This is a genomic window from Tetragenococcus solitarius NBRC 100494 (assembly GCF_001544195.1).
Taxonomy (GTDB): Bacteria; Bacillota; Bacilli; order Lactobacillales; family Enterococcaceae; genus Tetragenococcus; species Tetragenococcus solitarius.
The window spans coordinates 24,356-38,462 of record NZ_BCPY01000004.1 but is presented as its reverse complement, the minus strand read 5'-3'; the positions used below and the strand labels follow the sequence as shown (position 1 = coordinate 38,462).

Sequence of the window (14,107 nt, the reverse complement as noted above, 5' to 3'; positions counted from 1 at the left end):
AACGATAAAAGCTGAGGTGAAAAATGAATGGAAATACTTATAATGCTGGTACCTATCATTATTTTGATGTATTTTATGCAGCGTTCGCAAAAGAAGCAGCAAAAAAAACGTCAAGAAGTGTTAGATAGCATGCGTCCTGGCAACCAAGTAGTAACAATTGGTGGTTTGCATGGAGTGGTTTCAGAAATTGATGACGATAAAAAAACCGTCACTCTTGATTGTGAAGGCATTTTCTTAGAATTTGATCGTGCGTCTATTCGTACAGTAAAACCAACTTATAGTGAACAAACAGCCCAAAGTGGTTCAGTTCCTCCTACGGATAACTCACCAGAACCTTCTGAAGATATGGAAGATAGAAATGCTGATGATAGTTCGCAAGAAGACAAAGACGAATCACAAGAATAGTTTTATACAAGTAAATGAGAAAATTAAGGGGCTATGACATAAGTTCCTTTAATAATAAAATATCCGAACTATAAGAGAGATTCCTCGTCACAAATTCGCGACGATGAGAGGATCTTATCAAATATAGTTCGGATATTTTTGTCTTGACTTTACTTATATCGCAGCTTTTTTTGTTTAATAAAAAGCTGCATAATCAATCAGATTGTGCAGTTTTACGCATACTGTATTTTCTTATATCGATATCTCTTGCTTGGCACCAATTTTTAGGTTTTCCAGATAGAATGAAAGGGACTGTGGTTAAATCAGCAGTACTTAAAGCCCCATGCATAGTATAAAGTGTCCGTAATTCGTTTTTCCATTGCTCAATCAGTTCGACCGTAGCTTTAATGTCATTTGTTAGCAGATAATTTAACAATGTTGCTGAGATACCTACTGTTTTAGCACCAAAACAAAGGGACTTGAAGATGTCAAAAGCATTTCTGATACCTCCGGAGGCAATTAAATCAAAATTTTGCGATACTTCATTGGCTTCTAGGAGGGACTCCACAGTTGTTTGACCGTAATGATCCAGGTAATTAAACTCTCTTTTTTTTCTTCGTGCATTTTCAATTTGAGTAAAGCTGGTACCACTGCTGCCTGCAATGTCGATTGTTTTAACGCCAGTAGCTAATATTTGAGCAATCGTTTCACGTGTCATACCAAAGCCCACTTCTTTTACAATGACAGGCACTGGGCTATTTTTTGCGATTTTTTCTAACAAAAAAAGCCAATCGGTGAAATCACGATCTCCTTCTGGCATCAGAAGTTCTTGTGGTGTATTCAGATGAATTTGCAAAGCATCCGCTTGAAAAAGTTCGATAGCACGTTGTGCGTTTTCAAGCGATGTCCCAGCGCCTACATTTGCCAGTAAAAAACCATCAGGGAACTCTTTTCTAACAATGGTAAAAGAATCTTTTACTTCAGGATTTTTTAAGGCAGTGGAAACGGATCCTGTAGCCATCATCAGATCAGTTTCTCTAGCAACGATGGCTAGCTTCTGGTTGATTTTTTTGGTCCACTGGCTACCGCCAGTCATAGCATTGATAAAAAATGGACTAGAAAATGACTGATTAAACAATTGGGTTTTAGTAGAAACGTCATAAAAACGATTTGAAGTAAACGATTGATGAACAAGCGTTACCTCATCAAAATCGCTAGGACGTGCTTTGTGAAACGCTTTGGCAAGTGAAACGTGCTCATCTTTTCGATTCATTTTGCTCCTCCTCGATAATGGTAAACATGTAAAGGCAAAGGAATGATATCTGCTTTTTCCCATTTGCTCATTAAAGGCAGTATGCCCGTTTTTTGGTCGGCAATAACAATTCCGCAATCACCACCACCTGCGCCAGAAGACTTGGCTGCGCCCCCGCAATCTTCTGCTAAATCACATAATTGTTTTAATGCAGGTGTTTCAATAACAACATTTGTTGCTTTAGCAAGATTTTGTAACAGCTGGCGATTTTTTTTAATCATTTTTTTTATTTTTACGACGTTATTTGCCATAAAACCATCAATTAAATCTTCTACACAACGATTACTATCTGTTAAAAAATGCTCATAATCTTTTTGAGTAACACTTTTATCTTCTTTCGACTGTTTTACTTGATCGACCAAATCTGATGTAGAAGCTGGACTGCCTGTCCAACCAATCAATAAACGCATATTTTTGGGTGTCTGCAAAGGTTGGATGGAAAGTTTGGGCCAATCACTTTGTAATAAGTCGCTAATGGACCATTTTTCTTGTCTTTTTTTTACCCATTCATGATCAAAAGTTGAAAAAGCAAGCCATCCTCCAAAACAACTCGCCGCAATATCACCGCAAGAGCCATTCCCTTGGACCGCTAAATGAGCTAAAGCAGCAATTTTAAACTGCATTAATGGATCCATTTGTAAGTCATAAAATAAATTAAGGGCTTTAACAGTACCCACAGTCACAGCTCCACTTGAGCCTAATCCGTACTTGCGACCGCTAGAATTATCCAGTTCGCTAGTTACTTTCAGATGATAAAAGCTTAACAAAGTTCCTTGTTCTTTGGCATAACGCTCTGTTAGACGAATGGCAGCTAAAATATAGTGAAAGGGGTTTTCACGGTGGTCTAAGACAAGTTCGCCATTTCTTCTGGTCCAACGTATGGGTAAATCGCTATATTGCTGTGATTGGATACTGCCATTTTCAGTGGCGCTTTCAATTGTTACGTTAATAAATTGGTCAACAGCTGCAATAACGGCAAGATGGCCGGGTTCGACAACGGCATATTCACCTGCAATATATAACTTTCCTGGTGTGGATACTTCAATCATTTTGCCACTTCCATTTCTAAAGATTCAATCCCCTTTCCAGCATAAGCTATTACGAGCTGTTCAGCTGGAAAATCTTTTTGTAGTTCGTGATAAATGTCTTCTACCTCTTTTTTCCGGCAAAGAACTTTTACATTCGGTCCTGCGTCCATGGTAAAGTAACAATTTTGTCCTGCTTGGCGCATCGCTTGTACTTTGTTCATTGCCTTTAAGCTACCAGGAGACCAATAAGTAAAAGGGGGAGAAGCTGCCAAAGTAGTGGCATGCATTTTTAAACAGTTGCTTTCTGTGACTTTTCCTAAAGCATGAAAATCATTCTTAGTGATTGCATCTTTTGCTTTTTTGATATCTAGGTCTGCGCTTTTTACCCAGCTGTCATAGTAGCTGGAGGTATCTACTGTTCGCTGCATCCCATTTCTGCTAGGGACTTCTTTCGTTTTATCGTTAATCAGGATAAAAATCATTGCTAATTCATCTTCCCAATGATTAGAAGCTATTGGCACAGCAAAAGAGGTTTGGTCAGAATTTCCTTTTTCCCATTCAACAAAACCTCCATAAATACTTCTACAAGCTGAGCCAGAACCTTTTCTAGCTAAACGTGAGAGTTCTTTAGGCGAAAGGTCGAGCTTTAATGCATTGTTACATGCGCCTGCTAAGGCAGCTAGGCCGCTAGCAGAAGAAGCTAAGCCAGCAGCTGTAGGAACAAAATTTTGACTACAAACAGTAGCATATTTAAAGATTCCCGCTTGATTACGGGCTAAATCTAGAAAATGACGAACCTTTTGTGTTGCTTTTTCATCTTGTAGCTGACCATCTAAATAAAAGGTATCTTTTGTATAATCTTTAGAAAAAGATACACTTGTTTCAGTGTAAAAAGCGTCTAATGTTAAAGATAAACTATTATTCATGGGTAAAATTAGTTGCTGATCTTTTTTACCCCAATATTTAATCAGAGCGATGTTGGTAAATGCTCTAGCTTTTCCATTATGCATATTGGTAAACTCCTAATCCTTGTATCCAAGTCTCTTTTATGCCGCGTTCTTTTAAAAGACATGCTAATACTTCAGCTTGCTCTTTAGTCTTTGTCAACGCTAAAAAGCAGCCCCCGCGACCGCCTCCAGTTAATTTTGCACCAAGTGCGCCATTTTTTAAAGAAAATTGGATAAAATTATCCAATAATGGATTACTGACGGTTAGTGTCTTTAAGCAAGTTTGTGCCTGATTCATTACCTCTCCTAAATATTCTGGTTGATTGGTAATAATGGCTTCTTTGGCTTGTCCTGTTAGTAAGCCCAACTCTTGGATAATGCTGCTTGTTTCTTTTTGGAAAGTTTGTAAACGTTGTGCCACAGATTTAACGGCAGCTCGTGTTTGTCCGAGAACACCTGTATCAGCAACAAGTAAATAAGCATCAATATTCATCGGAAAATTTGCAATTTGCTTATGCTCAAAAAAAATGGGCTCATCACCACTAGCGGCAGCAGCGTCCATGCCACTTGGATTTCCATGAGCGATCTTTTCAGAAAAATCAGCAAAAAATAATAAAGTTTGTCGATCAAGAGCTTGTTTTTTCCAAGCAAAAAAAGCACGTGTGATCGCAATAGCAACAGCCGCGCTTGACCCCATTCCTCTTGCTACAGGAATTGTACTAGTGATATTTAAGTGGAAATTAGGTGTATGTAGATAAATTTGTAATTTGTAAGCAAGCTGTTTAATACTTTTTAGTTGCTCAGGCGCATTTTGTAAATCACCTATATAATAACGCGAAGTTAAAAAATTTTTTTCGGCTGCTTTTACAGTGACCTGAACCTGTGTATCGTTAAAAGGAAAAACAATTGCAGGTTTACCATACACAGCAGAATGTTCGCCGATTAAGATGATTTTCCCATTTGATTGTCCATTTCCCTGAACTACCATGTTAAACCTCTTTCTGTTTTCATTTTTTTCACTCTTTAAGTATTCTACTAAATTAATAGGCTCTCGTTAAGTATTCAAAACATTTTATAAGAAAAAAAAGTTAAATCTTAAGGTTTTTTTGTATGATATAAATAAAAAATTACGCTTGACGTTACTATATATAGTGGGTTAGAGTATTTAAGTTAGGTTAAAAACACAAGATTTAGTGAAACAGAAGGGATGTTATGAGTGTGATCGTATTAGCAGGTACAATCGGCGCAGGCAAATCTAGTTTAACAGCATTATTAGCTAATCATCTAGGTAGCCAAGCTTTTTATGAGTCGGTAGAAGAAAATGAAGTATTGCCTTTATTTTATCAAGACCCTGAACAATATGCTTTTTTGTTACAAATTTATTTTTTAAATAAACGTTTTGCTAACATCAAAAAAGCAATGCAAGAGGACAATAACGTATTAGATCGTTCGATTTATGAAGACTCTCTCTTGTTTCATTTAAATGCTGATTTGGGCAGAGCCAACGATATTGAAGTGAGTGTCTATGATGAATTATTGCACAATATGATGGAAGAATTGCCTTATGCAGCATATAAAAAACATCCGGATTTGTTGGTTCATATCAAAGTTTCTTTTGCCACCATGCTAGAACGTATAGAAAAACGCGGTCGCCCTTACGAACAGTTAGAATTTGATCCTACGCTATATAATTATTATAAAGAATTAAACCGGCGTTATGATTCCTGGTTTGAAAATTATCATCATAGTCCTAAAATCCAAATTGATGGAGATCAGCTAAATTTTGTGGAAAACCCACAAGCTGCTTATCAAGTATTGGCAATGGTGGATAAAAAATTAGCAGAAATTCGTGAGGGATAAAAATGCTTTGTGAAAGAAGTGCTATAATTGGACTTTTTTTCACAAAGTGTTTTTTAATTATATTTTTCTTTCCAATAAATTCCTTTTATGTAGTTTATCATGTGAAGTTGTTTGCAATTCTTTTGGTTGTGCAAAAATTTTTGATAGTTCTTATCTTCACAATCTTGATATATTATATATGTAAATTAAGGGAGGAAAAACAGATGACAAAAACAGTAATTATTGGAACGAACCATGCAGGTCTAGCAGCAGCCAATGCCATCTTAGATCATTCAGGACAAGAAGTCGTGATGATTGAACGTAATGAAAATTTTAGCTACCTAAGTTGTGGGACCGCTTTATGGGTAGGTCGTCAAATTGAAAGCGTGGATGGTTTGTTTTATACAAATCGTGAGGATTTTGAAGCTAAGGGTGCTAAAGTTCGCACTAAAACGACGGTTGAAAACATTGATTTTGAAGGAAAAGTCGTTCATGCTGTAACGCAACAAGGAGAAAAAGTAGAGGAAAGTTATGACAAACTTGTTTTAGCTACAGGTTCTGTTCCAATTTCTCCTAAGGTACCTGGTCGTGAATTAAAGAACATTACCTTCATGAAAAAATATGAAGAAGGCCAAAATATTGATCAGATGTTTGAACATGAAGAAATTAAAAATATCGCAGTTATCGGAGCAGGATACATTGGAGTAGAAATGGCAGAAGCTGCCAAACGGCGCGGCAAAAATGTGCTGTTATTTGACGCATTAGATCGTTGCTTGCCAAGTTATTATGATCCTTGGTTTACCGATGATATGGACAAAAATTTAGCTGAACATGGTATCGAACTACACTATGGTGAATTAGTCAAAGAATATAAGGGAACAGATAAAGTTGAACAAATTATAACTGAAAAAGGAGAATATGAGGTTGATTTAGTGATTAATGCGATCGGCTTTTCTCCGAATAACCAGCTGGCTAAAGACCATTTAGAATTATTTGCCAATGGCGCTTATCTAGTAGATCGTCACCAACAAACAAGTGACCCAGATGTTTACGCAGTTGGCGATTGTGCCACGGTTTACTCAAATGCGTTACAAGGAACAACCTATATTGCATTGGCATCAAACGCTTTACGTACAGGAAGAGTTGCTGGTGAAAATATTGTTGGCAACTCCATTGAATCTCCTGGAGTTCAAGGTTCAAATGGGATTTCAATTTTTGGTCACCATATGGTATCCACTGGCTACTCTGTTGAATCTGCTGCAAAATTTGATTTGGATGTTAAGTATACAGATATTGAAGATACACAAAAGCCTGAGTTTATGAAAGAAAATGATGATGTGAAATTGCGGATTGTTTATGAAGCAAACTCTCGTCGGATTGTAGGTGCGCAGATGTCTTCGACAACATCAGACATTTCAATGGCTATCCATATGTTTTCATTAGCTATTGAGCGTCAAGTAACCATTGATGAGTTGGGTATGCTTGATACATTCTTCTTGCCGCATTTCAATCAACCGTATAACTATATCAATAAAGCAGCTTTGGCCGCTGAATAATAGGAAATATATTTAAAAGTTCCAAGTAGAAGAGGAAAAGACCTCTTTTACTTGGAACTTTTTATTATAAAAAATTGTTAGTGGTTATTTAGATTTAGAAGAATAGAAATTGCCTTCATGCATGAGTATTCGTTTTTTGGGGATGCGCGCTGCAACTTGGGCGCTACATACAGCATCAATAAAAACAAAATTAGCGATATCATTGACTTTTGGCCATTGCTTTTGCCCGTTTTCGTTAAGCGGAGTAAGGTTGTTTGTAATTAAACTTAAGCTCTGTCTTAAGGCTTGTTCGTTGCTTTTTCCAGTGTAATCACAATAATTACGCAATTTTTCCACTACATCTCCGGAGACATAAGGACTCCAAGAATCGTAAAAGCCATCACAACCTATACCAACAAAAATACCTGACCTTTGCAAAGCCTCGATAGGTAAAAGTCTTTTGTTCATACTGATTGGAATGGTAGTAAGGATTTGCACGTTATATTGTTGCAAACGAGGATAAATATTTTCCCAAGCTTTATTTGACAAATCGCATAGACCAAAAGCGTGACTAAAAGCTGTTTTTCCTCTAAAGTCTTGCTCTTCAATCATGTCTAACCATTTATCCATTGTATAATAGCCTAATTGCCCTGGGTCATGCAGATGCATATCAACATCTACCTGAAATTCTTTGGCAATATCCATCGTGGTCTGTAAAGAATGTTCAATGTCTTGATCAATTCCTCCTGGATCTAAAGCGCCCAACATAGTGGCTCCAGAATTTAAAGCTTCACGTAGTAGACCAGGCATCTCAGGGTGAGTGAGTAGACCATGCTGCGGGAAAGCAATGATATCTGCTGTTAAATATTTTTCATATTTTTTCAGCGCTTTTTTTACACCTTCAAGGTTTTTTAAACCGATGAAAGGATCAATATTAACATGAGTGCGTATATGATCGACACCACGATCTAAATATTTTTCAATCATTGTAGAAGCTCGTTGCTCGGTGGTTTTTGCCAATTCTGTTAATTCCTCTGCTTCTAATTTTAATCGATGAGCCAAGTTCTTACTAGGTATACAGGCTTTCCAAGGCAAAGAGAGGTAAGTTTTGTCCAAGTGATTGTGCATATCTTTAAAGGCGGGTAAACATAATTTCCCTTGCATATCAACCCCTGGCTCTTCTGAGTTTTTGGTAGCAGGAGTGATTTGTTTGATTTTTTTCCCTTCGATTTTTAAATCGAATAATTCTGTTTTTGTCTGTAGCCGTTGTCGTTTGTCAAAATATTCTCCGGTTTCTAAACGCACATTTTTCAAAGTCTTCATCCGCGGTAAGCTCCTTTCAACGCAATGTCTGTTTGATAGATAATTTTGCCAGCAGAAAATACAGTTGAGATGGGACACTGGCGAGCAATCATATGAGCAGTACTTACAGCGTCTACTAAAATAAAGTTTGCTTGATCACCGATTTGTGGCCAAACTTGTTGTCCATGTTCATCTAAAGGTGTAATGCCTCCAGTCGCATATTTTAAAGATTGGCTAATTTGAAATTCATCGATATAACCGCAACGTTCAATAAATAAATTTAATTTTTGAATCGTGTCTCCTGTACCCAAAGGCGACCAGTGGTCAGTTAAACTGTCATGACCAAAAGAAACAGCGACACCGTTATCGTATAATTTTTTAACTGGAAGGGTAAGATTTTCATCACTAATGACCACTGTGGTGGTGACGTCTACCTTATTTTTGGCCATCCGCTGCATTAATTCATCTAATTCATTGTCACTAATGCCTGCTAAAGCAAAGGCATGGATAAGAGTAACTGGCTGCGAGAAGTTCTTTTGCTCAATAAAATCTAAGATGCGATGGATTTCAAAAGCTCCTAATGTATCACGATCGTGTAGATGCATATCGATGCCAACATTGTATTTTTTGGCTAAAGCAAAAGTCGTTTTTAAAACTTCGCCAATATTGCGGTCTAAAGAAGCGGGATCTACTCCGCCAATATGAGTAACGCCTAATTTTAAAGCATCCTCTAAGATGGTTAAAAATTCGGAGCCGTTACGCAGTAAACCGTGTTGAGGAAATGCAACAATCTCATAGGTAATTTGGTCTTTATAATCTTGTAAAACACGTTTGGCTAGTTGTACATGCTTGGTTTTAATTTGCGGATCTACATTCACATGAGTGCGAATATGAGTATGACCGTGAGCAATGTAATGTTGTACCATCGCATGAGCGCGCTCTTCAGCGACATCTAGTTGTTCTGGTAACAATGTCTTTTCTTCTTCTAAACGAGTGTAGATTCCATTTTCTGCTGGAATAGGTGCCTGCCAACCGTTGCCAAAATAAGTTTTATCAATATGAATATGCATTTCGCGCAAACTAGGCAGTAGTAATTGTTTTTTGGCATCTATTACGATGTCTGCTGCCTCTTGTAAATGAGGACCGATTTTAGCAAAAGTTCCATCTTCTATTAATATATCTGTAATTTTGGTGTTGGTTTTGGTTACTATTTCATTTTCTATATGATAGTTTGTTTCTAGACGAACATTTTGAATTAATTGTTTCATTTTGTCACTCCTTAAAAATTAGCTAGTTGTTTCTATCTTTTAAATCATATATACTGATACAAATTATTAAAGAAAGAAGTGTTTGCCATGAATGTTGCTGAATTTTTAAAATTACCAATGGCACATAACTTTAAAACATTGACCGGCGATGATGTAGGCTTAGATCGCATTATCACTGGTGCAAATATTTTGGATAATCCTAAAGCAGATGATTGGCTGACAGCAGGAGAACTGATTATTACATCAGGTTACTTTTTCTATGAAAACTACGCCCAGCAAGAGCGGTATTTTCAGCATTTTCAAGAATTAAATATTGCTGCAGTGTGTATTAAAACGGGACAGTTTTTTACAGAAATTCCTAGTGAACTTATCAACCTTAGTCGACAATTAGCCATCCCTTTGATTGAGATTCCTTATGGAGTTGCTTTTTCTAAAATTTTAAAAACAGTCATGAATCAGCTATCCTCTGATTTGGCAAGTGAACAACAATTTACTTTAGATATTTATTCACAATTTTTTGAATCTTCTTTAAATAACGGTGGGATCGACTATATTGCTAAAAAACTTAAAACTATCGTAGAAAATCCTGTGCTTGTAACCACATCGAATTGGGAAGTTGTCTCTTTAGCTGGTTTTGAAAATAGCTTACGTTCCACCTTAATAAAACAAGGAAAAGAGTATCATTTTCCTAGACAAGACTTACAAAATTTACCAAAAAACGTAGAACAAATACAACATCCATTTTACCGTAAGTTATATAAAAACGGCCAAGAAGTTTTATGTTGTATTATGCCAGTTTTTTTTAATCAGATTAACTATGGCTATATTGTTGTTTATTTAAAAAATCGTTCACTAGTAAATACAGATTACATTGCTTTAGAGAGCTGTACTATGTCGATTGCTCTAGAAGTAGCCCATCAAACTGAAAAAGAACGGGTCAATAATCAAGTTTATCGCGACTTTTTTGCTCGTTTGTTTGCGGGAAAAATAACCAATGTTGAGACGCTAAGATCTTTTAACATAGATATTAATGTAGAATTGGATTACTCTGTGTATATTATCTCTGTATATTTTCCTAAAATGATGGACAAGACACTTTTTGAGCAACGTAAATATGAGGAACAGAGTATGCAGATATTACTGTCGGCTTTACATCGCTATATCCAGAATAATTTTTTGGATTCAAATGTATTTAAACAAGGGAACCAATTTGTTGGTTTACTAGGTAACGCCAAAGAAACAAAGAAGAAAACGATCCGAAAAGAACAAAATAAAGTATTAAGCCGGTTGTTAAAATATTTAGAACAACAAATCAATCAAGCTTTGCACTTTTCCATTGTGGTAGGCTCTAGTCAACCGGTGCTGTCGGTTGCTAAAAGCTATTCTGAAGCGACAAATATGTTAAATACTGTAGCTGCAAAGCAAATGGGGATTCACTTTTTAAATGAATTTTATTTAGACACATTTTTATCAGAACAAATTTCTACTCAAGCTGCAGCTGAGTTTTCTGCTCATTACTTATACAAATTGATTGCTTATGATCAAAAGAACCATCTAAATTTGCTTCAAACCTTATCTAGTTATTTGGAAAACCATCAAAATATTGCGGCTACTGCAAGAACACTTTATATCCATCGAAATACTTTGATTTATCGTATCGAACGGATTGAAGCGATTTTGGGAGTGGATATTACTGAAGCAAATATTGCTTTGTCTTTGCAATTAGCTTTAAAGTTCTACCGGGAAAACGAGTTAACGTAAATCGCTACGAAAAAGAGGGTTCATTTATAACCCTCTTTTTTTGTAGCATATCTATTCTTTGTAGGCCCATTTTAAGCTGTAACTTGGTCCATATGCATGCCAGTATAGATCTTTGACATTTGGATTCACTAAAGTAGATAAACTTCGATTGTAAATTGGGGCAATAATCGCATCTTGATTAATTAAAATATCTTGGGCTTTGATGAAGTCATCAAAACGTGCTTGTACGTCAGCGGCATGGCTTGTTCTTGTAGCTTGAATTAACTTATCATATTCATCGTTGCTATAAGTGACGCCTCCTAAGTCGCTGCTAGACATAAAGATTCTCATTACAGTTAGTGGATCGCGATAATCCGTTCCCCAACCAGCCAATTCTAATTCATAATCCTTGTTTTGGTCACGGTCAACACGAACAGTAAAAGGCACTTGTTCAACATTAATTTCTAAGCCAGGTAGATTATCTTGTAATTCATATTGGAAGAACTCAGCATTTTTCTTGGCTTCTTCTGTATCGTCAGTTAAAAAGTCAAGCTGTACTTTCTCAACACCCAGTTCTTCTTTTCCTTTCTCCCAGGCTTCTTTAGCTTTTTTAGGATCATAGCTTAGATAATCATTTTTTGATCGGCGACCTCTGTAAAATCTTTTTTACCGTCAGGCGATTGAGTTTGTCCTTTTGGTATTAAATGATCTGTAGGATTGGACTCATCTTGTAATACTTTTTTAACAAAGTCTTCTTTATTAAAGGCTTGAGCAATCCCTTTACGGATATTTACATTATCTAATGCGTTCTTTTTCCCGTCACGTTCGCCGTTCATCTTCAAAAAGAAGGTGGTAAATTGTTCAACAGACTTAAATGCTGGATCATCTTTATAAGAAGGAATATATTCGCTGCTTAGTTTATCAATAACGTCCAAATCACCGGTAGTATATAGATTAAGCGCAGTGGAAGGCGTTTTCACAACAGTCATCCCTGCTTTTTCTAATTTTACTTTATCCTTATCCCAGTAAGTATCATTTTTTTCATATCCCCAATTATCACTAGAAGAACTCCAGTCGGTTAACTTAAAAGGACCATTATAAATTAAGTGGTCAGAATCAGTTGCGTATTTTTTCCCTTGTTCTTCCACATATTCTTTGTTTTGTGGATATAATACAGGATAAGCAAGTAACGATTTAAAGTAAGGTACAGGACGTTCTAAAGTGAATTCCAGCGTTTTATCATCAATGGCTTTAACTCCTAAAGTATCAATGTCGCCATCTTCTAAGTTAATTTGCCGGGCATTTTTGACAACGTCAAAGAGTACATCGGCATTAGGTGTGGCATATTTTGGATCAATAATTTTTTGAAAAGCAAAGACAAAATCGTCTGCTGTGACAGGGGTGCCGTCTGACCATTTGGCATCGTCTCTTAGAGTAAATGTGTACACTGTTTTATCTTTACTGATTTCTGGTTCTTTTGCAGCTACTCCTAACTCTAGTTCATCATCAGGTCCTAAAACGTAAAGCCCCTCAAAGACTTGACTCATGGCTAAAGTCGATGTTGTATCACCTGCCTGACTAGGTTCCATTGTTGAAATAGCTGCAGAAGAACTTAATTCGAGTTTTTGGCTAGTGTTGTTTTCTTCTGTCTTTTGACTTGCATTTTGACTTTGACAAGCTGTTAAAAAAAATAAAGCAGAAAACGCTCCTAACATAAATAACTTTTTCGTTTTCACTTTTTCTTCCCCCTTTATGTACAAATAATTCGTCTGAATTGTCAGACAATTTAAAATGTTTGTATTTACCAATTTACCACATTTGCTAAGAGAAGAAATCGTTAAAAGCTACAATAAGCAGTCTTTTTATTTAGTCATTTTATACAAAGCCCTTTCGAATTTTCTGAAAAATTTGAAATAGTAGATATTTAAGTAAATCGTAAGGAAAATATTTGACGGAGGATATCGTTTATGATAAACTGAAAAAGTTGAGAAATGGAAGTAGAAGCACCCGCTTCTCGCCTTAGTGACAAAAAGTGACTGGGCAGAATAGGATTTTTCGCTAAGTGTTATTATACCTTAGTGTAAAGTACGTGCGGGTTCTTATAGAAGAACTCGTTTTTTTATGGTGAAAATTCGATAAACCTTTCTTTCTCTTACAAAACTTGGAGGTGAATGACCATAGCAAAGGATATGATGGTTAACGACGGCATTCGTGCACGTGAGTTGCGATTGATCGATCAAAACGGAGATCAGCTTGGTGTCAAAACGAAAGCAGAAGCGATGAAGATAGCCGAACAAGCAAACTTAGATGTAGTTCTAGTGGCTCCAAAGGCTAAACCACCAGTTGCACGAATTATGGATTACGGGAAATATCGTTTCGAACAACAGAAAAAAGAACGTGAAGCTCGTAAAAAACAAAAAGTGATCAACGTAAAAGAGGTCCGCTTAAGCCCAGCGATCGATGAAAATGACTTTAATACGAAGCTACGTAATGCGCGTAAGTTCCTTCAAAAAGGGGATAAAGTAAAAGCTTCTATCCGTTTTAAGGGACGTGCCATTACCCATAAAGAACTTGGTCAAGAAGTCTTGAATCGTTTCGCTCAAGAAACAGAAGATGTTGCAACAATTGAACAAAAAGCGAAGATGGATGGACGCAGCATGTTTTTGATGCTTGCACCTAAAAATGACAAGTAAATTGACTTGCTGAATAATGAGCCAATAGTCAAATTAGATAGATTTTGAGGAGGAAATTA

The 14,107-nt window shown here is 36.5% G+C and carries 12 protein-coding genes, 1 pseudogene and 1 other annotated feature; of the genes and pseudogenes, 5 read left to right on the top strand and 8 right to left on the bottom strand.

Annotation, left to right across the window (positions count from 1 at the left end):
• Window positions 1–27: 27 nt before the first annotated feature.
• The gene (gene yajC / locus TS1_RS02305; RefSeq protein WP_068707418.1) at window positions 28–405 is read left to right on the top strand and encodes a preprotein translocase subunit YajC; all 378 of its coding nucleotides are present in this window, start codon (window positions 28–30) and stop codon (window positions 403–405) included.
• A 193-nt stretch (window positions 406–598) separates the two neighbouring features.
• Here the strand turns inward: yajC and fni are convergent, their stop codons facing one another.
• From fni to mvk, 4 genes are read right to left on the bottom strand one after another with little or no spacing between them, the layout of a single operon-like run.
• Window positions 599–1,657, bottom strand: coding sequence for a type 2 isopentenyl-diphosphate Delta-isomerase (gene fni / locus TS1_RS02300; RefSeq protein WP_068707416.1), 1,059 nt, complete (start codon window positions 1,655–1,657; stop codon window positions 599–601).
• The gene (locus TS1_RS02295; protein ID WP_068707412.1) at window positions 1,654–2,745 is read right to left on the bottom strand and encodes a phosphomevalonate kinase; all 1,092 of its coding nucleotides are present in this window, start codon (window positions 2,743–2,745) and stop codon (window positions 1,654–1,656) included. The genes fni and TS1_RS02295 overlap by 4 nt, the downstream gene beginning before the upstream one ends.
• A complete protein-coding gene (mvaD, locus tag TS1_RS02290; protein ID WP_068707410.1) occupies window positions 2,742–3,734 on the bottom strand; it encodes a diphosphomevalonate decarboxylase in 993 nt (330 codons plus the stop codon). The genes TS1_RS02295 and mvaD overlap by 4 nt, the downstream gene beginning before the upstream one ends.
• Window positions 3,727–4,659 carry a mevalonate kinase gene (mvk, locus tag TS1_RS02285; protein WP_068707408.1) on the bottom strand — a complete coding sequence of 311 codons (933 nt, stop codon included), beginning with the start codon at window positions 4,657–4,659 and terminating at the stop codon, window positions 3,727–3,729. The genes mvaD and mvk overlap by 8 nt, the downstream gene beginning before the upstream one ends.
• Window positions 4,660–4,883: 224 nt before the next feature.
• On the opposite strand from mvk, the gene TS1_RS02280 reads away from it, so the two are divergent.
• Window positions 4,884–5,531, top strand: coding sequence for a deoxynucleoside kinase (locus TS1_RS02280; RefSeq protein ID WP_068707406.1), 648 nt, complete (start codon window positions 4,884–4,886; stop codon window positions 5,529–5,531).
• A gap of 203 nt (window positions 5,532–5,734) precedes the next feature.
• Window positions 5,735–7,066, top strand: coding sequence for a H2O-forming NADH oxidase (gene nox, locus TS1_RS02275; RefSeq protein WP_068707404.1), 1,332 nt, complete (start codon window positions 5,735–5,737; stop codon window positions 7,064–7,066).
• Between the two features lie 84 nt (window positions 7,067–7,150).
• Here the strand turns inward: nox and TS1_RS02270 are convergent, their stop codons facing one another.
• Window positions 7,151–8,368 carry an amidohydrolase gene (locus tag TS1_RS02270; protein WP_068707402.1) on the bottom strand — a complete coding sequence of 406 codons (1,218 nt, stop codon included), beginning with the start codon at window positions 8,366–8,368 and terminating at the stop codon, window positions 7,151–7,153.
• On the bottom strand, window positions 8,365–9,615 hold the full coding sequence (locus tag TS1_RS02265) for an amidohydrolase (protein WP_068707400.1): 1,251 nt from the start codon (window positions 9,613–9,615) through the stop codon (window positions 8,365–8,367). Before TS1_RS02265 ends, TS1_RS02270 begins: the two co-directional genes overlap by 4 nt.
• A gap of 87 nt (window positions 9,616–9,702) precedes the next feature.
• On the opposite strand from TS1_RS02265, the gene TS1_RS02260 reads away from it, so the two are divergent.
• Window positions 9,703–11,376, top strand: coding sequence for a PucR family transcriptional regulator (locus TS1_RS02260; protein ID WP_068707398.1), 1,674 nt, complete (start codon window positions 9,703–9,705; stop codon window positions 11,374–11,376).
• Between the two features lie 51 nt (window positions 11,377–11,427).
• Here TS1_RS02260 and TS1_RS12770 read toward each other — a convergent pair.
• Together TS1_RS12770 and TS1_RS12765 are read right to left on the bottom strand one after the other, a co-directional pair.
• A pseudogene (locus tag TS1_RS12770) lies at window positions 11,428–11,934 on the bottom strand (ABC transporter substrate-binding protein); the annotation flags it as partial.
• A gap of 44 nt (window positions 11,935–11,978) precedes the next feature.
• Window positions 11,979–13,091: a peptide ABC transporter substrate-binding protein gene (locus TS1_RS12765; RefSeq protein WP_281177352.1), complete on the bottom strand. Its 1,113-nt coding sequence runs from the start codon at window positions 13,089–13,091 to the stop codon at window positions 11,979–11,981.
• A 253-nt stretch (window positions 13,092–13,344) separates the two neighbouring features.
• Window positions 13,345–13,484, top strand: a sequence feature (ribosomal protein L20 leader region).
• 42 nt (window positions 13,485–13,526) lie between these two features.
• Here TS1_RS12765 and infC point away from each other — a divergent pair.
• On the top strand, window positions 13,527–14,048 hold the full coding sequence (infC, locus tag TS1_RS02250) for a translation initiation factor IF-3 (protein WP_068707396.1): 522 nt from the start codon (window positions 13,527–13,529) through the stop codon (window positions 14,046–14,048).
• Window positions 14,049–14,107 lie beyond the last annotated feature (59 nt).